The sequence below is a fragment of the Streptomyces sp. NPDC085481 genome (assembly GCF_044541845.1).
Lineage (GTDB): Bacteria > Actinomycetota > Actinomycetes > Streptomycetales > Streptomycetaceae > Streptomyces.
This window is the reverse complement of the sequence record NZ_JBITTJ010000016.1, coordinates 83,712-106,703: the sequence shown is the minus strand read 5'-3', so window position 1 is coordinate 106,703 and position 22,992 is coordinate 83,712. Positions and strand designations below refer to the sequence as shown.

The following is a 22,992-nucleotide window of genomic DNA, read 5'->3' as shown; positions in this document are numbered from 1 at the left end:
AGCGGGGCGCGTGGGGACCCTGGGAGCAGCGGCCCCGGTCAGCTCTGCCGCGGCGGGGCGGTCGAGCCGCGGACGACGAGCTCGGGCTCGAAGAGGAGCTCACCGGAATGGGTCTGGCTGCCCTGGATCTGGGCGCACAGCAGCTCGACGGCGGCCCGTCCCATCGCCTCGATGGGCTGGCGTACGGTCGACAGCGGCGGCTCGGTGCAGTTCATGAAGGCCGAGTCGTCGAAGCCGACGACCGAGACGTCGGCCGGGACGGTGAGCCCCCGCCGGCGTGCGGCCCGGATGGCGCCGAGGGCCAGCGGGTCGCTCGCGCACACGATCCCGGTCACCCCGCGCTCCAGGAGCCGGGCCGCGGCGGCCTGCCCGCCTTCGAGGGAGAACATCGAGCGCTCGACGAACTCCTCCGCGAGTTCCCGGCCCGCCGCCTCCGAGGCGCCGCGGGCCGCGGCCAGCTTGCGGCGGGAGGGCACGTGGTCGGCGGGGCCGAGCACGAGACCGATCCGCTCGTGTCCGAGCGAGGCGAGGTGGCGCCAGGCCTGCTCGACGGCGACGGCGTCGTCGCAGGAGACGCAGGGGAAGTCGAGGCCCTCGATGGGGGCGTTGACGAGGACGACCGGGATGTTGCGCTCGGCGAGCCGCCGGTAGTGGTCGTGCGGGGCGTCGGCCTGGGCGAACAGGCCGCCGGCGAAGACCACCCCGGAGACCTGCTGCTGGAGCAGCAGGTCCACGTAGTCGGCCTCGGAGACACCGCCCTTGGTCTGCGTGCACAGGACCGGGGTGAGCCCCTGCTGGGCGAGCGCGCCGCCGATGACCTCGGCGAACGCGGGGAAGATCGGGTTCTGCAGCTCCGGCAGCACCAGGCCCACGAGACGCGCCCGTTCGCCGCGGAGCTGGGTGGGACGCTCGTAACCGAGGACGTCCAGGGCGGTCAGGACCGACTGCCGGGTCGCCTCGGAGACCCCGGGCTTGCCGTTGAGCACCCGGCTCACCGTGGCCTCGCTGACTCCCACCTTCTTGGCAACCTGAGCAAGTCGTCGCGTCATGAACGCAAGGCTAGCGCAAATACCGCAAGGGAATTGCGGTTCCTTGCCAGCGATGAGCATCGCGACCCCGTCTAGGGCGCCGCCGCGTCCGCCGGCGTACGCGCCCCGGCCGGCCGGGTGAAATCCGTACCTGACCGGCTCCGTCCCGCGGTTCGCGAGGGCGCACCACCCCTCGCACGGCGCTAGCGTCGGTGCGTTCCCGATCCCCATCCGCCCTGGTGGCAGCGGCCGCGTGCCGCCCCACGGGCGGAGAACGGCGCCGATCAATGAACGTCCCCCTCCTCTCCACGGCCCGCTGATGGCAAGCCCACTGCCGCAGTTGTCCGCCGAGCTCCGCGCGGGGCTCGCCCCGGTCCTCCCCTTGCTGGGCGGTCTCCCCCAGGACGAACGACGCACGCGCCTGGCGCAGGCCCTCGGCCTGCCACCCGGTGGGTCGCTGACGGCGCACGCGCTGCTCGTACGGTTCGCCCTGCCGGACACCGCCCCCCACGGGGACGTGTGGCCGGTCCTCGTCGACCTGTTGCGCACCGCCGTCCAGCAGACCGCGCCGCCGTGGACGCTGTCGATCGACGGCGTCCTGGACGCGAGCCATGCCGCGGTGGGCAACCCGCAGACCACGGTGCTGCCCCCGAGGATCGCCCTCTCCTTCGCCCTGACCGGAGCGCTCACCCTCGTCACCGGTGTGACCGTCCGCGACGGCGTCAGCCTCGTGCTCTCGCTGCCCTCCGACGCGCCCGACGCCGCCACGCTCGCCTTCCGCGCCGACGGCGTCGACGTCGGGCTCAGCGACAGCGAGCTGCTGAAACTCCTCGTCCCCGGCGGCCTCGTCCTCAAGGGCCGCCTGGGCGTCACCCTCGACAAGACGGGGTGGCGGCTCGAGGGCGGCGGCAAGGGAAAGGGGATCGCGGTCCCCCTCAAAGGCACGCCGTCCGGCCTGCGCGCACCCTCGCTGTACGTGTCCGCCCGCGACGGCGGGCTCCGGCTCGACGCGTCCTTCGGCGCCTCCCTGCTCGGCCTCGCGGACGCGACGGTCGACGGCGTCGGCCTCGAAGTGCGCCCGGCGGGCGGGGGTTACACGGTCACCCCGGTCCCGCCGAACGGCGTCGGGCTCGCCCTCTCCCTCGGCCCGGCGAAGGGCGGCGGGTTCCTGTCCGAGCAGGACGGCCAGTACCGCGGTGCGCTCTCGCTCAGCCTGGGCGTCGTCGAGGTGCGGGCCTTCGGGATCCTGGACACCCGCCCGGTGTCGGTCCTCGTCTCGATGAGCGCCGAGTTCACCCCGGCGATCGAACTGGGCCTCGCCTTCACCCTGAACGCCGTCGGCGGTCTGCTCGGCATCGGCCGCGCGCTCGACCGTGCGGGCCTCGCGCAGGTCGTCCAGTCCGGTCACCTCGACGACCTGCTCTTCCCCGCGGACGCCGCCGCGGCGGCCCCGCGGATCCTCGCCTCGCTGGGCGCGGTGTTCCCGGCCCGCTCGGGAAGCACCGTCGTGGGGCCGATGTTCCGGGTCGGCTGGGGCCGTCCGGTCTCCTTCCTGACCGCGGACGTCGGGGTGGTGCTCGAACTGCCCAGCGGTGTGGTGGGGATCCTCGGCCGGCTGAGGGTCGCGCTGCCCGCCCCGCAGGCGCCGATCCTCGATCTGCGGGCCTCGGTCGCGGGCGTCGTCGACGCCGCGAACGGCCTGGTCGAGATCAACGCCAACCTGGCCGGTTCCCGGCTGCTGACCGCCTCGATCGAGGGCGGTCTCGCCCTGCGGATCAAGAGCGGCCAGGACGCGACCTTCATCCTCAGCGCCGGCGGCTTCCACCCCCGCTTCACCCCGCCCGCGGGCTTCCCCACACCGAAGCGGCTGACCATCCCGATCGCGGACAGTCCGCTGCTGCGGATCGTCTTCTCCGGCTACTTCGCGCTCACCCCCGGCACCGTCCAGGCGGGCGCCGAGCTCTCCGCCGTCATCGGCTCCCGCAGTACCGGTGTGTCCGGGCGGCTCTCCTTCGACGCGCTGGTGCGCTGGGAGCCCAGCTTCGGCGTCATGCTCGACCTCGCCGGCTCCTTCGCCCTGCGGGTCAGCGGCGCGACCCTGTGCTCGGTCGGGCTGCGGGTCCACGTGGACGGGCCGACGCCCTGCTGGCACGTCGCCGGCCGGGCCAGCGTGTCCATCCTCTTCTTCGACGTCAGCTTCCCCTTCGACGAACACTGGAACTGCACCGGCGAGGCCAAGGCACCACCACCCCCGGACGTCTGCCGGCTCCTGGAGCAGGCGCTCGACGACCCCCACAGCTGGGAGCCGGTCCTGCCGGATGGGGCGCGCACGATGGTGTCGCTGCGTGCCGACGACGCCGCCGCGGGCGGGCGTCTGCTGCACCCGCTCGGCCGGCTGCGGTTCAGTCAGCGCACGGTGCCGCTCGACGTACCGGTGGTCCGGTTCGGGCCGGGCAGGCTCCCGGCACCGCCGCCGAAGTTCAGCGTGAAGGTGACGTTCGCCGCCGGGGCGGGCTCGGCGCAGCCGGTCCAGGAGGACTTCGCCCGGGCCGACTTCTTCGACCTCACGGACGACGAGAAGCTCACCCAGCCGGCCTTCGAGCGGCTGCGCTCGGGCAGCGAGCTGACGCCGCCCGCGAGCGCGACGACCGCCCGCAGCCACTCCGTGGCGGTGGAGTACGAGACCAAGTGGCTCGGCGGCCCCGTCAGCACCCCGGCCGCCTCCTGGGTGATCTCCGACGCCGCCCTGACCGCCGCGCTGCCCTTCGGGGCCGTGGGCCGCAGCCTCGTGCACGCACTGGCCAACCGGTACGTGAACCCGTCGATCAAGCCGGTCCTGAAGGAGCGTACGTACGCGGTCGTGGAGACCGGCACGCTCAAGGAGGCGGCCGGGTTCCTCCGGTCGGCCACCTTCACCGAGGCCACCGCCCAGCTGAAGACCGTGTCGGGCCGGTCCGCGCTGCACCAGATCGTGCCCGCATACGAGGTGAGGCCATGACCACGTACACGTTCGCGTCCTGGGCCCGGGCCGGCGCCGCCGCCTCGCTCGCCGACGTCGACGACCTGGTCCGCACCGAGCCCGTACGAGGCGTGCTCAAGGCCGACGCGTCGGTGAACGACCGTCCCGCGCGGCCGGTTCCGGTGCCGTCGATGCAGCTGTACGGGCCGGGCGACGTGCGGGCGATCGACCCCAAGGAGATCGTGCGGCTCTTCCCGCTGCCCGGCACCCCGGACGCGGAGACCACCAGGTTCCCGATGGTGGAGTTCGAGCGGAGCGAACTGCCCTGGCTCTTCACCCCGCTGGCCCCGGCGCCCGGGGGCGAGCTGCGGCCCTGGCTCGCCCTGGTGTGCCTTCCGTTCACGGCCGGGCGGCCACAGCGCAAGCCGGGGTTCCCCCTGCCCGTGCTCGAACAGGTCGACGGCGCCCAACTGCCCGACCCGGCCACGCTGCACCTGTGGGTCCACGCGCAGACCCTGCCGGGTCACGAGACCGACCCCCGCCGGTCGGTCTCCCGGCTGCTCGCTCCTCGCCGGCTCCTTCCGCACACCGGCTACACGGCCTGTCTGGTCCCCACGTTCGAGGCGGGCCGGCTGGCCGGGCTCGGCCAGGACACCCGCCCCGGAAAGCTCGCCCGCGCCTGGAACCCGGGCGCCCGCTGCGACCTGCCGGTCTACTTCTCGTGGACCTTCTCCACCGGCGAGGGCGGCGACTTCGAGACCCTGGCCGACCGGCTGCGGGCCCGCCCGCTGCCCCCGCGGGCCGGCCGCAGGCCGCTCGACGTGAGCCACCCCGGGCTCTTCGCGACCGGCCCCGGACCCACCGTCCAGGAGGTGGAGAGCGCCCTGCGCGACCCGAACGCCCCGGCGCGCGACCCGTGGCCCGTGGGCCCGCAGAGCACCGCGTGGCAGAAGCGCCTCGCGAAGGCGCTGGTACCGGTCGCCGACGGCACGGGCGACGAGGACCCCGACGTCCTGCCCCCGCTGTACGGCGGCTTCCACGCCCTGCGCAAGGAGGCCGTCCCGGCGTCGTCGGGCTGGCTCGACACCCTGAACCTGGACCCTCGGTGGCGGGTCGCGGCCGGGCTCGGCGCCCGGGCCGTACAGGCCGACCAGGAGGCGCTCATGGCCTCGGCCTGGCGGCAGCTCGCCGACGTACGGGACGCCAACCGGCTGCTCGACCTGGCCCGGTTCGCCCGCCTCGTCGGCGTCCGGCTGCATCTGCGGCACGTGCGGCCGCTCTCCGCCGACGAGGTCCTGCGCCTGGCCACACCCCTGCAGAGCCGGCTCGCGCTGACCGCGGACGCGACGCTGTGGTCGTCGATCCGGACGAGTCTGCTGCCGAACGCCATGGCCACCCTCGAGTTCCACCGCGCGGTCCGCCCGATGGGCGTCCTCAGCCGGCGCGTGGGGCTCATCGCCGCGCGGGCGGCGGACGCGCCGGAGCCGCCGTTCGCGACGGTGCTCGCCTCCGTCGCCGGCTCCCCCACCGGCCTCGCCGTGCCCCGGCGCGATCCGGACGGCGCGGTGGCCTTCGCCGTCGCACCGGAGCGGGTGGTCGACCCGGAGCGGCTCGCAGCCGTACGAAAGGTGTTCGCGCCCGACGACGGGGAGCCGGACGCCTGGCGGCAGGTGGCGGCCGACGCGGCACGACGCTGCGTGCAGCGCACGGTCACCACGGAGCAGCTCGCCGCCACGCGCCCGCTCCCCGGCGTCGCGCTCAACCGGGCCTTCCGGCTCTGGGCGCTGCCCGAGGCCGCGGTCCCCGACGACTTCCTGGCGCGGACGAAGGTCACCCCGCACGGCGACCTGGTCTTCCCGAGCGGCCGGAGCGGTCCGGCCGGACTCGGCCTGTTCAGCGACACGGCGGGTGCCGGCACGGTGACGGGAGGGTTCACGGGCGCGTTCGACGGGCCCTGGACCGGGGAGTCCAAGGGCGAGCCCGCGGGCGACTGGAAGGGCGTCTGCGCCGGCACCTGGGACATGGGCGCCGGGCGGTCGGGCCGCTGGAAGGGCAGCTTCGAGGGCACCTGGAGCAACCACCCCGGCGAGGACGGCGGCGAGCCCACCTGGATGGCCCTGTACACGGGAACCTGGGAGTCCGGTGCGGAGCAGGGCACCTGGCGCGGGGTGTGCACCGGCACCTGGCACCCGGAGAACATCAGCTCCGACGGCGTGTTCACCGGCACCTGGCGGTCCGACGCCCACCACGGCACGTTCCGGGGCTCCTGCCCGGGCAGCTGGGACTGGGACGACCTGAAGCCGACCACCGAGACCTGGTGGGCGGACTGCCGCGGCGAGCTCCGGATCACCGGCGAGGGCCCCGGGCCCGAGCAGGACCCCTGGGAGCCCTCCGGCCTGAAGGCCCTGGTCGACAAGTGGCACGAGACCGGCGGGCTCGGCCTCGGCGCCTTCACCCACCCGGGCACGCTGGCGAAGCAGAGCGACCTGCTGCCCGCCCCGGCCGTGCTCGCCACCCGCCCCGAGGACGTCAAGGACATGGTGGTCCAGGCGCACGACCGGGTGCTCGCCCCCTCGGACGCGCCGTCGATCCCGCCCCGGGACACCTTCCCCGCCCAGCAGACCCAGCAGAAGATCGTGGAGCTGACGGACCCCGCGGTCACCGTGCCCGCCGTGGTCGACGCGCTGGTCGAGCGGCCCGCGGGCACCGACCCGGACGTTCCGGTGCAGTGGGCACCGGTCTTCGGCGACGCCATGTGGCCCCCGCTGTCCGCGCAGTCCAACGAGTGGATGTTCGGCGGTCTCCAGCACATCCCGGCGGACACGGCGGTGCTCGCCCTCACCAACGCCTCCTTCGTCGCCGCGTACATGGTCGGCGCCAACCACGAGTTCGCGCGCGAGCTGCGCTGGCGCGAATACCCGACCGACCAGCGCGGCACGTACTTCGCCTCGTTCTGGGGCGCCGGGACGGACCTGCCGCCGCTGCACCAGTGGCAGCGCGACCTGGCGCTCGGGACGCATCTGACCGCCCCGCCCGACCGGGTCGTCCTGCTGCTGCGCAGCGCCCTGCTGCGCCGCTATCCCGGTGCGATCATCTACGCGGCTCCGCTGGTCGGCACCGAACCCAAGGAAGCCGAAGCCCGTCATCCGATCTTCCGCGGCGGCCTGGACCCCGACACCGCGATGGTGGGCTTCAATCTCACCAAGACCGAACTCGACGCGTCGCCTTGGTGCTTCGTCATCGCCGAGCAGCCGACCGAGCCCCGCTTCGGGCTCGACGACCCGCCCGCGAACGCGCTCACCGACCCTCCGGATCCCGGCATGTGGGGCCGCAACTACGCCCCGCCGCCCGGCACCTCCAGCGAGGCGGACGACTGGAACAACCTCGACTGGAGTCATCTCTTCGACTCCAGGGAGGCGTATCTGGCCGCGACCCACGCCCCGGGGAACGTGCGGCCCAACGTCGCCCACGCCGGTGTCGTGTGGGGCGCGAGCGCCGCCGGGACCGCCCGCCAGTGCTTCCAGCAGCCCGTCAGGGTCGTCCTGCCGGCCGAGCGACTCGTGTCCCCCTGAGGAGAACGACAGATGACCGATCTCGGCGCGCTGCGCCGGACCGTGACCGAGGCCGAGGAGCACCGTGCGCTGCTCGACGCCCGGGCCACCGCCACCGAACGGCAGACCGCCTTCGCCCGCCTCGGCGCCGCCCGGCGCGCTCTGGACGAGGGCGTGCGCGCCTTCGCCGACGAGGGGTTCGCCCCGCTGCTCGCCGGCCTCGATCCCGAAGTGCCGCTGCTGCTCCTGCCCGTACGCCTGGAGACCCGGGTGCGCAGGGAAGGCGGCGAGGACCGGCTGCTCGTACGGATCTTCCCCGACGACATCCACGTCGAGTCGCACGAGCCGCACCCCACCGAGGGCGAGGTGCAGCAGGGCCGCCGCTACTGGCGGACGGTGTGGCGGGCCGGCCGCAGCGACAACGCGGACGGGGACCGGGCCCGGCTCCTCCTGGCCGCCTGGGGACAACTGTCGGGGGCGCTCGGCGCACAGCGGGCGCGCTGGCTGGTACGGGTGCTCAAGCCCGTGACGGACACCCGCCCGCCGGCGCCGCTGCCCGACTCCGCTCCGGATCCGGAACCGCCCTGGCCCGAGGTGCCGGTCCGCGGGCGGGGCTGGAACCGGGCGGCGACCGCCTCGACGCTGCCGGACCTGTTCGTCGTCCGGGCGTATCAGGGCGATGTGCTGGTCGGCGAGCAGGAGGGCAAGCCGGTCCCGGACGTGGTGCAGCTCGGGCCCGACCCGGATGCCGGGCCCGCACCGGGCGGGCCACAGCTCGACCCGGCGCTGCTCTGGCTGAAGGAGTTCTCCGAGGCGGAGAAGAAGGGTCTCGCCGTCACCGTGTCACTGCGCGGGCCTGGTTACGACCCGGCCCGCGAGCCGTTGCTGACCCGGGTGGTCGCGTTCGGCGTGTCCGGCTCGCTCGACCCCGAGGCCTCGGCGGGACGGCTCGCCCGGCTGCTGTCCGGGCGGGACGGCGACGGTGAGGCCGCGTTCGTACCGCAGGGCACGGCGACCAACAACACGCAGGACGGCGCCGGTTCCCTGCCACCGCCCCCGGATGTGGACCGGCTGCTCGACGCCTCCTCCCCCGCCGCACCGCCCGACCCGTGGGCGAACTGCGCCCGTGCCGCGACCGCGTTCGGCGTTCCGGTGTCCGCGCTCACGCCCCTGCCCGGGGCCGACGAGCCGGAGCAGGCGGATGCCCGCGCCCTGCAGATGGCGCTGTGGAGCGCCACCGGGGACTTCTACCTGGACGAACTCCTGGAGAAGGCCGAGGGAGGCGCCGAGCTCACCGTCGACCGTTCCTGGCTGCGCCGCCACTACTTCGAGAACGTACGGGCCCGGGGCCCGCTGCCGGTGCTGCGGGTCGGCCGACAGCCGTACGGGGTGCTCCCGGTCACCGCCACCGCGCGCTGGCGGCCCGATGCGCACGAGCCGCCGGGCCTGAAGGGGCTGCACCGCGTGCTCGGCGTGCTGCGTCCCTTCTGGGAGGTCGGCGTCGGCGGCCTGCCCCGGGTCGGCGGCCCCGACCAGCCCGGGGAGACCCTCGCGCTGCCCAAGCCGGAGCGTGACGTGCTGCGCGCCCTGGGCATGACACCGGTCTCGCGGACGGTGTCGGTGCGCTCCGTCCAGGGCGGGCTCCTGGCCTGCTTCAAGGACGTCTCGCTCAGCCTCGGCGGCCTCAGCTTCAGCAGCACCGGGTACTGCGTGGGCGACACCCCTGAGGACCGGCACTCCCAGGCGCTCAACGCGGCGCTCGGCATCACCTACCGGCCGAAGATCAGCCACCAGATCAACGGCGCGGCGAGCCGCCTGTGGCTGCCGTACGTCCGTCCGGCCGGACTGCCGGACGGCACCGACCCGGCGGACGACCTGAGCGGATTCCTCAACGCCGTGGTCGAGCGCTTCGAGCTGCTCAGGCTCACGGTCCGCAAGGAGGAGGCGCGCACCCTCCTGGAGGCGCTGCTGCGGCACACCGCGAACCTGGAGTACGGGCGTGCCGCCTCGGGTGTCCGCGACCCGGACGCGCCGTGGCCGCTGCTGCGGTTCGCCGACGTCCTGCTCAACCCGCAGCACGAGGTGAGCACCCTCACCGGCGCGGGACTGCTCGCCCGTCCCTTCACGCTGGGAAAGATCATGGCGCTGCCCGCGCCGGGGACGGTCGCGGACGGCGGATCCGGCCGGGGCGCGACCGACCGGGGCACGACGGTGTTCCAGAGCATCCTCACCGCCCGTGCGTCCATGGCCGGGCAGGTCGTCGAGGCGGCGACCCGGCGCAACGGCGTCCTCGGGCTGCTCGGCACGGAGCGGCCCTGGAGCGTGCGCCTCGCGGAGATCGACGCGGCCCTGCAGTACCTGGCCGGCCGGGTGAGGACCTGGCGGGACCGCAAGGAGGACCCGTTCGCCGCGATGGAGCGGCTGCTCGGCGAATGCCTCGATCTCGTCTCCCACCGGCTCGACGCCTGGATCGGCTCCCTCGCCACCGCCCGGCTGCACGCCCTGCGCGGGCGCCGTCCGACCGGGGTGCAGCTGGGCGCGTACGGATGGGTGGAGAACCTGACGCCGCGCAGCGTCCCGCGCAGCCGGGGCTGGGTCCTGGCCCCCTCGCTGCCGCAGGCCGCCACCGCCGCGGTCCTGCACAGCGGCGCCCTGTCGCACCCGACGGACCCCGGTGCCTTCGCGGTCGACCTGTCCTCGCGGCGGATGCGGGTGGCCATGACCGTCCTCGACGGGGTCGCCCAGGGCCAGCCGCTCGGCGCACTGCTCGGCTACCGGCTCGAACGACGGCTGCACGACGAACGCGAACAGGGCGCCGAAGGACTGGAGTTGGACCGTTTCATCGCGCCGCTGCGGGCCAAGTGGTCGGTGCAGACCGTCCAGCACCCGGGCACGGGAGCGCAGGAGTTCATCGGGGCCCACGACGTCACGGACGGAGCGCGGCTCGCCGAGGTGCCGGAGAACGACGTCGTCTCGTATCTGCACGCGACCGGCGCCGAGGCGGCGGCCGTACGGCGCCACCTGGCCGCGCTCCGCGAGGACCTCGACGCGGTCGGCGACCTGCTGCTCGCCGAGAGCGTCCACCAGCTGACCCAGGGCAATCCGGACCGGGCGGGTGCCACGCTGGAATCCCTCGCGGCGGGCGGCAAGCCGCCGCCGCGGCCCCAGGTCCTCGACACGCCACGGCGCGGCATCCCGGCGGGCCACCGGGTCCTGGTCGTCGTTCCGGAGGGCGCGCCCCGGGCCGCGGGCTGGGACGGCGCGCAGCAGACCGCACGGCCACGGGCCGAGGCCGAGCCCCGGCTCGACACCTGGGCGGGGCACCAGCTGGGGGCCACCGGCCGGATCAGGCTGCGGGCCGCCTGGCTGCGGCCGGGCCAGGAGCCCGGGGCGGGCCCGGCCACGGTCACCGAGCACGCGTGGCCGCTCACCCGGCACTGCGCCCTGGACGTGGTGGCGCTCGCCGCGGCGGGCCGGCTGCGGGCCGTACTGGAACACGAACTCCTGCCGCAGCGGCCGGCGAACGTGCCCGCCGACGCCCTGCCCGTCCTGCGCCCCGGCCGGGCCTCGGGCTGGTCCCGTACCGCCCTGGACATCGCCCAGGTGGAGGCGCTCGGCGCGGCGGTCGCCGCCGTGCTCGCGGCCGCCCGGCCCGGCACCTCGGCCGATCTGGCGGCCGCGGACAACGCGCCCCAGCCGGTCGCGGACCCGGCGTTCCCGGCCCGCGCGAAGGCCGCGCGCACCGGGCTCCAGGCGGCCGTGGACGCGAAGGACCTGGAGGGGCTCGCCGCGTACGGGGTGACGGGGCCGCCGGCCGGACCGGCCGGGGAGCAGGCCGACCAGCTGGCCGCGGCGCTGCGCGAGGCGAACGAGCGCCTGACGCTCGCCGGGCAGGCGACGACGGTGGGCGGACCAGGAGCCGCCGCCGCGGTCCTGGAGGCGGTGTTCGGCCCAGGGTTCCGGGCCGTGGGCCTGTCCGCCCCGCCCGACGACCCTGCCCTCGACGCCTCGTTCGGCTCCGGGCTCGACCGCGGGGGCGATGCCCGGCTGGTGCCGGGCGACTGGGTGGACCTGATGGGGACGGTACGGCCGGGGACCGGGGCCCTGGCGGACCTGCTGCTGCACACCGGTGCCGCGGCGACGGGCGGCGGCTACGCCCTGCGGATCGGGCAGGTGCCCTTCGCGGCGGGCGACCGGTGGGTGGGCGCGCTGCGCACGCCCGAGGACGAGGACGATCCGGCGACCGGTCTGGTGGTGCACGGCCCGGCCCAGGCGCTCGCGACGGGAAAGGTCGCGGTGCTCGTGGTCGACGCGTGGTCGGAGCTGATCCCCGCTCAGCGGCACACGGCGGGCGCCACGTTCCACTACGACGCGCCCGGGGCTCGGGCCCCGCAGGCCGTGCTGCTCGCGGTGCCGCCCGTGGTCGGCGCGCCGTGGACTCCCGACGTGCTGGCCGCCACCGTCCACGAGGCGTTCGACCTGGCGAAGCTGCGGCTCGTGGACCTGGACGCGCTGGGCTGGCTGGGGCGCTACCTCCCCGCCGCCTATCTGCCCGAGAGCGCGATGAAGACGGCGCCCAGCGTGCACATCAAGGACCTGATGAAACGGCCGGAACTGGCCGCCATCGTGGCGCAGCTGATCAAGAAGGAGTCCTGACGATGTTCGACGTCATGGCCTTCAATCAGTACCACCGTCTGGAGCCGGTGGTACGGCCGAGCGGCACCGGCGGGCAGCTCGACGAGGCGCTGGCCGCCCGGGTGGCCGACCCGCTGTTCCTGCTCGCCCGGCAGTGGCAGCTGGCGGAGTTCGCGGGTGAGGACGGCGGTTCGCCGGTGTGGTGCGAGATCGCCACCGAGAGCACCCCGCTCGGCGCGTTCCGGCCGTCGGGCGACGGAGCGGACGTACCGCTGCCGAAGGGGGTGCCGCTGGAGTTCCTCGCGGAGGCCGGGGGCACGCCGGGCGAGGCCGAGAGGGCGCTGCCGCTGCGCGCCTCCGCCCGGGCCGGTCGTCGCTTCCTCGACACCCTTCGTACCCAGGGCCTGTCGGAGGCAGCCCTGGAGCGGATCGACGCCGCGGTGCTGGCCAAGGCGCCGCTGCCCCGGCCGCCGGCGAACCCGGAGGACGACCCGCTCCGGCGCGACCCGGGCGGGCGGGCGCTGCGCGAGGTGCTCGCGGACCGTGCGCCCGACGGTGCCGCGCTCGCCGGGCACCTGGAGGGTGGCTGGCGGCCGTCGGGGCTCTCCGGGGCGCAGCAGGCCGCGTTCGACGAGGCGGCCGAACTGTGGCTGACGTGGTTCGCGGAGCGGCACCGGCCGCCGGTGCCGTCGAGTTGGGCGCGCGAGCGGCTGGAGCACCGGTTCGCCGTCACGGCCACACTGGCCGGCCGGCCGGTGACGCTGACGGCGCCCGAGTACGCCGGGGGCGCCGCCGACGCGTACCACTTCGACCTCGACGCCGGTACGACCCCGCTGCCCGCGCCGAGCGGCGGCACGGCCAGGGGTGTGCTGCCCACCCGGGTCACGTATCCGGGCATGCCGGCGGAGCGCTGGTGGGAGTTCGAGGACGCGCGGGTCAATCTGCCCGCCGTCGGCGCGGGGACGAGGGACCTGGCCCGGCTGCTCGTCGTCGAGTTCGCGAACATCTACGGCAACGACCACTGGATGATCCCGCTGGAGCTCGCCACGAGTGCGCTGCACCGGATCAGCACGCTCTCGGTCGTCGACACCTTCGAGGAGACGACGGCGCTGCAGCCGGCCGAGGACGGCCCCTGGTCGGTGTTCCGGCTCACGAACGCCCGGGACGGCAAGCCGGGCCCGCCGTTGCTGCCGCTGCTGCCGACCGCTTCGGCGCGCCTCGAGGGCACGGCCGTCGAGGAGGTGCTGTTCGCCCGCGACGAGATGGCGAACCTGGGCTTCGCGATCGAACGGACCGTGCAGAGCGCCACCGGCCGACCACGGGTGCGCGCCGACGAACCGCCCGACGCGGATCCGCAGGTGCCCCCGACCGACCCGTCCTGGCTCGCCTACCGGCTGCTCACCCCGGTGCCGGCGCACTGGATCCCGCTGGTGCCGGTGCCGCTCGCGGCGGATTCGGCCGCCGTCTGCCTGCGGCGCGGGCAGATCCCCCGCTTCCAGGCCGACGGCACCCGGCTGCCACAGGTCAAGGCGGCCGGCCGGATCCTGGAGCCGGAGGTGAAACGGGTGTTCTTCCGCGACGAGGAGATCCCGCGGTCGGGAGTGACCGTCAGCCGGGTGCCGGTGGTGGCCCGCGGCGAGGACGGCCGGGTCTTCCCGTGGGTGGGCCGGCGGGTACGGGCGGGCCGGGGCGAGGCCTCCAGCGCCCTCGCGTTCGACGGGGCCGTACCGCCGAGGGGGGATCAGTGAACGCGGCGCGGGGCCGCCGGCGCCCGCAGGGACACGGTGGTACCGACGGGATCGGGTCCGTGGAGCTCGGGACCGGGCCGGCCGGGGACGGGCGGGCCAGGGTCGAGGGTGCCGGGTTCGACATCGGGGCGGCCCTTTCGGGGATCGTCCTGACCACGGACGAGACGGAGATCGTCGGGACGGACGTGTACGGACAGCTGTACCGCTGGGAGCGGCTGACGGGGCGGCGCCTGGTCGGCCCGGTCACACTGCACGACCGGACCGTCTGGGGAATGGTGCTGACGCCCGACGACCGCGAGGTCGTCACGGCGGGCGCCGACGGCACGGTGGGGCGGTGGAACCGGCAGACGGGCGAAGCCTTCGCCGAACGCTTCACCGCCCATGCGGGTCCGGTCCTCGGCCTGGCCCGCACCCGAGACGCCCACGAGCTGGTCACCGCGGGGCGGGACGGCACGGTCCGCCGCTGGCAGCGGACGACCGCGAGCCCGCTCGGCGAGCCGCTGCGCGGACACGCCGGTGCGGTGCGGGCGGTGGCCCTCACCCCCGACGAGGAGGTGATCGTCACGGCCGGGCAGGACGGCACCGTACGGCGCTGGACCCGCACGGCCGGCACCCCGCTCGGCGAGCCGTCGCGCGGGCACGACGGACCGGTGCAGGCGCTGGCCGTCGGCCCCGCCGGGCGGGATCTGGCGTCCGGCGGCCTGGACGGCACGGTGCGCCGGTGGGACCGCGGTTCGGGTCGTCCCGCCGGTGCGCCGCTCGTGGCGGGGGCGCCGGTGCGGTGCGTGCTGCTCACCGCGGACGGCGAGGTCACGGCGGCCTGCTCGAACGGCACCCTGCACCGCTGGGACCGGGCGGGGCAGCGCATCGGCGCGGTCCTGGCCGCCCACACGACCGCCGTCTGGGCCATGACGGCGACGAGGGACGAGTCCGAGCTCCTGTCGGCCGGCTGGGACGCGCGGCTGGCCCGATGGGAGCGGGTCACCGGGGTGCCGCTGCGGCCGGTCCGGACGCGGACCAGGATCGAGCTCGTGCCGCGCCTGGAGATCCATGGCACCACACCGTTCTGAGCCCCTTCCGATGCCCCCGTCCACCCCTCTCCGGGAGAGCCGATGCCGTCCCTCACCCTCGACACCTCACAGCTGACGTACCCCTTCGTCGCGGTCTTCCGGGACGGGGACGGGACCAGGAGCGGGACCGGAAACCCGGCGGGGGACGGCGTCGTCGACGGGGCGGCCGTACCTCCGCCCGAGGTGACGCTCCCCGCCGGCACGGGCTACCGGCTGCGTCTGGGCGACGGGACCACGGCAGCCGTCGCCTTCGACGTACGCGAGGACGGCACCCTCGACTTCGCGCCCGAGCACGACGCCTTCCTCGACGGCCGCGGCGGGCGGCGGCTGACCGTGCGCGGTGTGCCGGTCACGGTCGACGCCCGGGCCCTGGACCACCCGCTCACCCCGGACCTGCCGGGCGCCGCGCCGCTGGCGCAGGACCGGGTCCACGAGGTGCGGTTGCTGCCCGCGGCGACGTACCGGCTGCGGGTCGAGCCGGGCACCGCCGACGGCGGCATCGGCTTCTCCGTCACGCCCGACGGGCGGGTCCGGCTCGCCGCGGACGCGGAGGCGGCGGGTGTCGCCGAGGCCGTCGGGAGCACGCTGACGGTCCAGGGGCGGACCGTCACCGTCGACGGCCGCGCCCTCTCGCACGGCCTGCTGCCGGTCGGGGTGCCGGACGCCGACGGGGGCTCGTTCCTGTCCCCGAGCACCGTGCACCGGCTCACACTGCTGCCGGCCGCCGGGTACGTGTTCCACGCGGCCCCCGGCGTGGCCGCCGACTTCTCGTACACGGTCCGTGCCGACGGGACCGTCGACTACGACGCGTCCTGCGACCGGTTCCTGACGGGGCGCGGCACGGGCACGCTCGTCGTGGGCGGGTTCCCCGTGGCGCTGTCCGCGGCCGGTGCGGACAGCGACCTCGTCGGCCTCGCGGCCCTCGACGGCACGCCCCGCGCGCCCCGCCGGCTGACCGCCGTCCTCGCCCCCGCGGTCCGCTATCAGCCGCGGACCGCGCACGGCGTGTGCAGCGGCTTCGGCGTCGCCCGCGACGGGGCGCTGACCATCGCCCCTGGGGGCACCCGCCCCTACGCCGGCGCTCCGAAGGGCGCCCCGGCGGCCGAGGCCGGCGGTCTCACGACCTTCACGGTCCGCGTCGCCCCCGCCGTCCCCGGCGGGCCGCCGCCCCGCGGCCGCGTGACCTTCACGGCGGACGGGCGGCCCCTCGGCACGGTCCTCCTGGACGCGGTGGGCCTGGCGACCCTGCGCACCGAGAAGCCGCCGGCGGGCGGTCAGGAGGTCGTCGTCGCCTACGAGGGGGACGACGCCCACAGCCCGTGCACGGCGGCACTGCCGCTGCGCGACGAGGGAGGGGCGCCGGCGGTCTCGGGCTGATCCCAAGGACAGCCCCTAATGCGCGGGCGGGTCCTCGGGGTTGGGGATCGGCGGGGAGTCACTGACGATCCGTTTGCCGTCCAGGGTGTAGTCGCGGTGCCGCCGCCTGGGCAGATAGCCCTCCGGGCAGAGCCGCTTGCCGTGCACCGCCGGAGCCGACGGGGGTCCCGGGACGTCTTCCACGGGGCCGGGGGACGGTGGCGGTCCACCGTGTTCGCCTTGGTCGCCTTGGTCGTCCGCCAGGTCGATCCGGACGCATTCGACGTCCGGATCGACCTCGGAGGGGATCACCTCCGGGCGGTCGTCCTCGGCCGGGGCGTCACTCGACTCCACCCGGGCCTCCCCAGTAGAAGTTCGATCCCCACGTCGTCGTTCCGCTGAAGTCGGTGGCGATCTGGTAGGCGTTCGGGTTCGTCTGGTACGCATAGCCCGCGACGGGTTTCATCGTGCCGGCCGGGTCGGCCTGGTAGGTCAGGTTGCGCATGTAGGCCGCGCGGGACCAGCCCTCGTACGGGAAGTGGCCGCTGCCCATCCAGGTGTTGGTCGGTTCGGGGTGGTTGGCGACGTCGTCGACGATCTCGCCGCCCCAGTCCACGGACTGCGCACTGTCGCGCAGCCCCGCCGCGTTGAACAGGCTGGTCGGGTAGCCGCCCATCCATTCGTCGCCGATCCGCACCCACCACTTGTTCGAGTACAGCATGACCTTGATGCCGAGGTCGTACTGGGCCCCCTGGTAGACGCTCTCCGAGACGCGGATGCCGGGGTAGACGGTGCTCGACAGCTGCTCCCAGCCCTTCACGTCCCTGTTGTAGCCGCCGATGAAGTTGCCCATCGACTTGTAGTTGTTGGTGGTGTAGAAGACGAACAGGTGCGGGTGCCAGTCGCCGTAGAGGTCGTAGTAGGTCTGCACGCCCACCTCGACGGTCTGCATGTCGGTCCCGTATCCGGAGCCCCGCACCACCCAGAGCTGGCCCAGGGAGAACTCGTTCGACCACTGCACGTAGGGCCGCCAGGTGTTGATGAACCCTTCGGTGCCGTAGTTGGTCACCGTCTGTGCGGCGTGGGCGTACTTGTGCACGGCTGCGACGGCGCGCGGTGAGGCGAAGCCGGGGTCGTCGGGCGGTGTGGAGCGCCTCAGCCGGCCGCCCTTCGACAGGTAGTCCTGCAGGGTGCCGGTCGGAGTGATCCGGTCCAGCGGCTTGCGCAGCAGCGGGACGGTGCCGGGCGGGCCCGATTCGCCGCGGTATTCGGGCGATTCGAAGGCCTGGGGGGACGAGGGGCGGTCGGCGTCCTGGGGCGGCTCCACCGCGTCGACGTAGGGCGGCCGGTCCTCGCTTTCGGCGGGCACCCAGTCGAGCTCGTCGCCGGTGGGCGTCGTCGTGCGGGCGAGGACCTTGCGTTCCGCGTACTGGTCCTTGAAGTACTGGCGGATCTCGTCGAGTCGCTCGGCCGCCTCACGCTCCAGATCACGGCCCGACCGCGGCTGTTGTGGTGTCTCCGGCGCGTCGGGGTTCCGTTGAATTCTGCCCGATTCCATCGTTCTCTCCTCGTTGCCAAGGCCTGGGCGTACGAAGGCTGATGGCCGCAGAGGTCGGTCCGCGGAGAGGAATCGGTGCGGGGAAGTCGGCCGTCAGCGGCGGTGTCTTCCTGGTGCCCCTTCTTCACCGTACGCGCGAATCCCGCCACTCGCGCGCCGGGTCTCAGCCCACGCCGCGCGGGCGGAACTGGACGCTGATGCGCGGCCCTACGGCGCGGCTCGTCTTGGGTACGGCGTGTTCCCAGGTGCGCTGGCAGGAGCCGCCCATGACCACCAGGTCGCCGTGGCCGAGCGGGAGGCGGAGCGCCGTCGGGCCGCCGGAGCGGGGGCGCAGGGCGAGGTCGCGGGGGTCGCCCAGGGAGAGGATGGCGACCATCGTGTCCTGGGTGGCGGAGCGGCCGGTGCGGTCGCCGTGCCAGGCGACGCTGTCTCGGCCGTCGCGGTAGAGGCAGAGGCCGGCGCTGACGAAGGGTTCGCCGAGCTCGGGGGCGTAGTGGGTACCGAGGGCCTCGCGGGCCTCCGTGAGGGCGGGGTGCGGGAGGGGGGCGCCCTCGCGGTAGTAGGCGAGGAGGCGGGGGACGGCGACCACGTTGTCGTACATCGCCCGCTCCTCGGCCTGCCAGGGCACGCGCTCGACCAGCTCCTCGAACAGCGCGTCGGCGCCGTGCAGCCAGCCGGGGAGGTGGTCGATCCAGGCGCCGCCGGCCAGCTCCGTCCGCCTCAGGCCGTCCAGGGGGCCGAGGCGGATGTCGTCGCCCTGGTCGAACAGGGAGCCCTGGAGGCCGGGGAGGTCGGGTCGTGCTGCGGTCATGGGTCAAGAGTAACCCCGTAACCGAACACGTGAACGAATCAGCGGAGCAGGTGCCGGTAGCTGTGCGGGTGGGTGGCGAGGAAGTCGGCGAAGGACTGCGGCGGGTGCCCGGTCAGGGTGCGGACGTCGTCGGACACGTCGTCCATCTCGCCGGCGGCGACCGCCTCGTACGAGGTGACCCAGCCCTCGACCTCCCAGTCGGGGGCGTCGTAGACGGAACGGGAGGCGTAGGCCTCGTCGCGCGTCTCGGGGTGGTAGGTGACGGTGCGCCCGCTCGCGCGGGTCAGCGCGGCGGCGATCTCGGCGAAGCTCAGCGCCTCGGGGCCGGTCATGTCGTAGGTGGCGGCGTCGTGGCCCTCGCCGAGGAGGACCGTGCCGGCCGCGTCGGCGATGTCGTCGTGGGTGACGGCGCCGACGCGGCCGTCGCCCGCGGGGCCGCGCAGGACGCCGTCGGCGCCGGTCATCGCGACCAGATCGGCCTGGTAGCTGCTGTCGCGCAGGAAGGTGAAGGCCACGCCGGTGGAGCGGATGTGCTGCTCGGTGTGCCAATGGTCGCGGGCGTAGGTGAAGGTGGCGTGGGGTGCGGCGTTGAGGTACGAGAGGTAGACGATCCGCCGTACGCCCGCGGCGACGGCGGCGTCCACTGCGCCGGCGTGGGTCCGGACCCGGCCCGGACCCTCGTGGGCGGAGACCAGGAAGAGGGTGGCGGCCCCTTCGAGCGCGGAGCGCATCGCGCCGGTGTCGTCGTAGGACGCCGTCCGGATGTCGTCGGTGGGCAGCCGGTCGAGTTTCGCCCGGTCCCGCCCGAGCGCCCGCACCCGCGCGCCCGCCTTGACGAGGTGGTCCGTCACGCGCCTGCCGATCCGGCCGGTCGCCCCGGTGACCGCGATGAGCTCGCTCATGTCCTGCCTTCCGCCGTGTCCGCCGCTGCTCCCCCATTCGACAACGCCGCCGCGGCCGGCGCACGCCTTACGCGCGGCCGGGGGCCGTGCCGTTCACCGCCCCGTGCCGGGCGCGAGCGTGTACGTCCGGGACGAGGTGTAGAAGTCCAGGGCGGCCCGGCCCTGTTCGCGGGCGCCGAAGCTGGAGGCCTTGGCGCCGCCGAACGGAAGGTGGAAGTCGACGCCGGTGGAGGGCGCGTTGACGCGGACCATCCCCGTGTCGAGCCGGTCGAGTCCGTGCAGTGCGGTGGCCAGGTCGGCGGTGTGGACGGAGGTGACGAGGCCGTAGCGCGCCGCGTTGGTGATCCGTACGGCATGGTCGAGGTCGCCGGCCGTGAGCAGCGCGGCGACGGGCCCGAAGACCTCCTCGCGCAGCAGGCGGTGACCGGGGGCGACCTTCTCGACGAGGGTCGGGGCCGCGTACCAGCCGGGGCCTTCCGGCACGCCGCCGCCGGCCAGGGTGGGCAGCCCGCGCCAGGCCGCGCCCACGTCGGCACGGGCGCTCTCGCTGATCAGCGGGCCGCACACGGTGGCGGCCTCGGCCGGATCGCCCACGGGCACGGCGCGCAGCGCCTCGGCGAGCGCCTCGCGCAGCGGGCCGAGGGCCGCGCCGACCGCGATCACCCGGCTGGTGGCGGTGCACTTCTGGCCCGCGTATCCGGCGATCGAGGCGGCGATGTGCGCGGCGGCCTGCTCGATGTCGGCGTCCGGGAGCACGATCGCGGCGTTCAGGCCGCCCATCTCGGCCTGTACGGGGATGCCGCGGGCGGTCGCGGTGCGGACGACGGACCGGCCGACCTGGGAGGAGCCGGTGAACGAGACCACGTCGGCGGCGGAGACCAGCGCCCCGCCTTCGGTCGCGCCGCCCGGCACGACCGTGAACACCCCTGAGGGCAAGGCCTGCTGGACGAGCTCGGCGAGGCGCCGGGCGCAGGCGGTCGCCTCGGGGGCGGGCTTGAGGACGACGGAGTTGCCGGCCGCGAGGGCCGGGGCGGCCTTCCAGCTGGGGATGGCGAAGGGGAAGTTCCAGGGGGTGATCAGTCCCGCGACACCGTGCGGGCGGCGCCTGGTCAGGAGCAGGCCGGAGCCGGCGGCCGGCTCGTGGACGGCACCGGTGGCCTCGTAGGGGGCCTGGGCGTAGTAGCGCCAGATCGCGGCGGTGCGGGCGACCTCGGCGCGGGCCTCGGCCAGCGGCTTGCCCACCTCGCGCACGGCGAGGGCGGTGAGTTCGGCCCCGGCGGCGTCGACGGCGTCGGCGACCGCGCCCAGGGCGGCGGAGCGGGCGGCCGCTCCCCCGTGCGCCCACTCGGGCTGGGCGGTGCGGGCCCGTTCGACGGCGTCGGCGGCCGCGAAGGCGCCGGGCGAGGGGATCCGTACGACGACGTCGTCCGGGTCGGCCGGATTGCGGGAGGTGACGGACGCGAGGGAGGTGGTCACGGGAGGAGCCTCCGGGAAGGGGCGGTCATGCGGGCGAACTCCTTCTGCGTTTCAAGGGCTTGCGCAGTACAATTTCACATTACTATGTTACGGGTCACATTCCAGCCCCTCGGCTGTCCGATCGCTGCTCCCGGAGTGACCTCTGATGGACAAGCACACCCGAAACGCCCTCGCCGCCACGCTGTTGGCGGCCCTCAGCCTCGGCGCGGCCGGCTGCTCCGGCGGCGCCGCAGCGGGGGGCGGCCACCCCGGCGGCAACCCGGCGACCGGCAACAACGGAAAGGTCGTGGGCGGCACACCGGCCAAGGGCGGCACCCTCACCGTCCTGTCCAACCAGGACTTCACCCACCTCGACCCCGCCCGCAACTGGGTGATGGGCGACATGGACTTCGGCACCCGGCTGCTCTACCGCACGCTGGTCACGTACAAGGCCGAACCCGGCGCCAAGGGCGGCGAGTTGGCCCCCGACCTCGCCGAGGACCTGGGCACGCCGTCCAACGGTGCCAAGACCTGGACCTTCCGCCTGAAGAAGGGCCTGAAGTACGAGGACGGCTCGCCCGTCACCGCCGCGGACGTCAAGTACAACGTCGAGCGCTCCTTCTCCCCCGACCTGCCCGGCGGCCCCGACTACGCGGCCCGCTACCTGGCCGGCGCCGACGGCTACCAGGGCCCCGCGACCGGCAGACACCTCGACTCGGTCAGGACGCCCGACGACCGCACGATCGTCTTCGAACTCCGCAAGCCCTTCGCCGAGTTCCCCTACGCGACCGCCCTGCCCACCTTCGCCCCGGTGCCCAGGTCCCAGGACAAGGGCCCCCAGTACGACAACCGCCCGTTCTCCTCGGGCCCGTACAAGATCGAGTCGTACGCCCGGGACAAGCAGCTCGTCCTGGTGCGCAACCCGCACTGGGACCCCGCGACCGACACCGTGCGCAAGGCGTACCCCGACCGGGTCGTCGTGACGATGGGCCTCAAGGCCAACCAGATCGACGACCGGCTCGTCGCGGGCACCGGCCCGGACGCCTCCGCCATCCCCTGGGACAAGCTCCGTCCCGAGAGCGCCCCGAAGGTGCTCACCAAGCCCGACATCAAGGCGCGCCTGCTCGCCGAGTCCACCAACTGCACCGAGATGGTGCAGATGCACACCGGCCGCGCTCCCTTCGACGACGTGCGGGTGCGGCAGGCCGTGCAGTACGCCCTCGACCGCGAGGCCCTCGTCACCGCCTCCGGCGGACCGGCGCTCAACGACCCGGCCACCGCTCTCATGCCGGGCTCCCTGTTCACCGGCGGCAGGCAGCCCGACACCCTGAAGATCCCCCTGACCGGCGACCCCGAGAAGGCGAAGCAGCTCCTGAAGGAGGCCGGCAGGCCCGAGGGCCTCGCCACCAGCATCACCGTCTCCAACGGGGACAAGGCGATCGGTGAGGCCGTCCAGCAGTCCCTCGGCCGGGCCGGCATCAAGGTGACCATCGAGACCGTCGATCCCTCCGCCTTCTACGACACCATCGGCGACACCAGGAACCGCACCGACCTCGTCTACACCGGCTGGTGTCCCGACTACCCCTCCGGCTCCACCTTCCTGCCCTTCGTCTTCGACGGCCGCTACATCAAGGAGAAGGGCAACTCGGGCAACCACTCCCTCTTCCGCGACCGGCCCACGATGGCGCGGATGGACGAGATCGCCGCACTGACCGACGCCGCCCAGGCCAACAAGGCGTGGCAGGAGCTCGACGGGCAGATCCTCGCCAAGGCCCCGACCGCGCCCGCCGTCGTCGAGCGCAAGCCGATCCTGGTCGGGCCCAACATCGCGGGCGCCTTCGGGCACACCTCCTTCGGCGGGCAGATCGACTACGCGACGATCGGCCTCAAGGACCCCGCGAAGAGCGGAAGCTGACCGC

13 protein-coding genes are annotated in these 22,992 nt (G+C 74.5%); 7 read left to right on the top strand and 6 right to left on the bottom strand.

Annotated elements, in window-relative coordinates; genetic code table 11:
- Positions 1–38: 38 nt before the first annotated feature.
- Complete coding sequence (locus ACIGEZ_RS28960; protein WP_399836647.1) at positions 39–1,049, bottom strand: LacI family DNA-binding transcriptional regulator; 1,011 nt, start codon at positions 1,047–1,049, stop codon at positions 39–41.
- Positions 1,050–1,347: 298 nt separating this feature from the next.
- Between ACIGEZ_RS28960 and ACIGEZ_RS28955 the strand changes: the two genes are divergently transcribed.
- From ACIGEZ_RS28955 to ACIGEZ_RS28930, 6 genes are read left to right on the top strand one after another with little or no spacing between them, the layout of a single operon-like run.
- The gene (locus ACIGEZ_RS28955; RefSeq protein ID WP_399836645.1) at positions 1,348–4,026 is read left to right on the top strand and encodes a DUF6603 domain-containing protein; all 2,679 of its coding nucleotides are present in this window, start codon (positions 1,348–1,350) and stop codon (positions 4,024–4,026) included.
- Positions 4,023–7,559, top strand: coding sequence for a hypothetical protein (locus ACIGEZ_RS28950; RefSeq protein WP_399836643.1), 3,537 nt, complete (start codon positions 4,023–4,025; stop codon positions 7,557–7,559). The genes ACIGEZ_RS28955 and ACIGEZ_RS28950 overlap by 4 nt, the downstream gene beginning before the upstream one ends.
- A gap of 12 nt (positions 7,560–7,571) precedes the next feature.
- Entirely contained in the window at positions 7,572–12,194 is a 4,623-nt protein-coding gene (locus ACIGEZ_RS28945) for a hypothetical protein (RefSeq protein ID WP_399836640.1), read from the top strand.
- Between the two features lie 2 nt (positions 12,195–12,196).
- Entirely contained in the window at positions 12,197–13,921 is a 1,725-nt protein-coding gene (locus tag ACIGEZ_RS28940) for a hypothetical protein (protein WP_399836638.1), read from the top strand.
- A gap of 59 nt (positions 13,922–13,980) precedes the next feature.
- A complete protein-coding gene (locus tag ACIGEZ_RS28935) occupies positions 13,981–14,991 on the top strand; it encodes a WD40 repeat domain-containing protein (protein ID WP_399836635.1) in 1,011 nt (336 codons plus the stop codon).
- Between the two features lie 42 nt (positions 14,992–15,033).
- Complete coding sequence (locus tag ACIGEZ_RS28930) at positions 15,034–16,368, top strand: Ig-like domain repeat protein (protein WP_399836632.1); 1,335 nt, start codon at positions 15,034–15,036, stop codon at positions 16,366–16,368.
- Positions 16,369–16,383: 15 nt separating this feature from the next.
- On the opposite strand, the gene ACIGEZ_RS28925 is transcribed toward ACIGEZ_RS28930, so the two are convergent.
- From ACIGEZ_RS28925 to ACIGEZ_RS28905, 5 genes are all read right to left on the bottom strand, one after another.
- On the bottom strand, positions 16,384–16,701 hold the full coding sequence (locus tag ACIGEZ_RS28925; protein WP_399836629.1) for a hypothetical protein: 318 nt from the start codon (positions 16,699–16,701) through the stop codon (positions 16,384–16,386).
- Positions 16,688–17,905, bottom strand: coding sequence for a neprosin family prolyl endopeptidase (locus ACIGEZ_RS28920; protein ID WP_399836626.1), 1,218 nt, complete (start codon positions 17,903–17,905; stop codon positions 16,688–16,690). Before ACIGEZ_RS28920 ends, ACIGEZ_RS28925 begins: the two co-directional genes overlap by 14 nt.
- A 163-nt stretch (positions 17,906–18,068) precedes the next feature.
- Positions 18,069–18,716, bottom strand: coding sequence for an alpha-ketoglutarate-dependent dioxygenase AlkB (locus ACIGEZ_RS28915; RefSeq protein WP_399836622.1), 648 nt, complete (start codon positions 18,714–18,716; stop codon positions 18,069–18,071).
- A gap of 38 nt (positions 18,717–18,754) precedes the next feature.
- Positions 18,755–19,618 (bottom strand): SDR family oxidoreductase, encoded by an 864-nt coding sequence (locus ACIGEZ_RS28910; RefSeq protein ID WP_399836620.1) that lies wholly within the window; start codon positions 19,616–19,618, stop codon positions 18,755–18,757.
- 93 nt (positions 19,619–19,711) lie between these two features.
- A complete protein-coding gene (locus tag ACIGEZ_RS28905) occupies positions 19,712–21,094 on the bottom strand; it encodes an aldehyde dehydrogenase family protein (protein ID WP_399836618.1) in 1,383 nt (460 codons plus the stop codon).
- A 145-nt stretch (positions 21,095–21,239) separates the two neighbouring features.
- Between ACIGEZ_RS28905 and ACIGEZ_RS28900 the strand changes: the two genes are divergently transcribed.
- Complete coding sequence (locus ACIGEZ_RS28900; protein ID WP_399836616.1) at positions 21,240–22,988, top strand: ABC transporter substrate-binding protein; 1,749 nt, start codon at positions 21,240–21,242, stop codon at positions 22,986–22,988.
- Positions 22,989–22,992 lie beyond the last annotated feature (4 nt).

Bases quoted from the DNA above. Each gene is read 5' to 3' on its own strand.
- ACIGEZ_RS28960 (WP_399836647.1), bottom strand. From the start codon at position 1,049: ATGACGCGACGACTTGCTCAGGTTGCCAAGAAGGTGGGAGTCAGCGAG.
- ACIGEZ_RS28900 (WP_399836616.1), top strand. From the start codon at position 21,240: ATGGACAAGCACACCCGAAACGCCCTCGCCGCCACGCTGTTGGCGGCC.
- ACIGEZ_RS28950 (WP_399836643.1), top strand. From the start codon at position 4,023: ATGACCACGTACACGTTCGCGTCCTGGGCCCGGGCCGGCGCCGCCGCC.
- ACIGEZ_RS28940 (WP_399836638.1), top strand. From the start codon at position 12,197: ATGTTCGACGTCATGGCCTTCAATCAGTACCACCGTCTGGAGCCGGTG.
- ACIGEZ_RS28930 (WP_399836632.1), top strand. From the start codon at position 15,034: ATGCCGTCCCTCACCCTCGACACCTCACAGCTGACGTACCCCTTCGTC.
- ACIGEZ_RS28945 (WP_399836640.1), top strand. From the start codon at position 7,572: ATGACCGATCTCGGCGCGCTGCGCCGGACCGTGACCGAGGCCGAGGAG.
- ACIGEZ_RS28955 (WP_399836645.1), top strand. From the start codon at position 1,348: ATGGCAAGCCCACTGCCGCAGTTGTCCGCCGAGCTCCGCGCGGGGCTC.
- ACIGEZ_RS28915 (WP_399836622.1), bottom strand. From the start codon at position 18,716: ATGACCGCAGCACGACCCGACCTCCCCGGCCTCCAGGGCTCCCTGTTC.
- ACIGEZ_RS28910 (WP_399836620.1), bottom strand. From the start codon at position 19,618: ATGAGCGAGCTCATCGCGGTCACCGGGGCGACCGGCCGGATCGGCAGG.
- ACIGEZ_RS28920 (WP_399836626.1), bottom strand. From the start codon at position 17,905: ATGGAATCGGGCAGAATTCAACGGAACCCCGACGCGCCGGAGACACCA.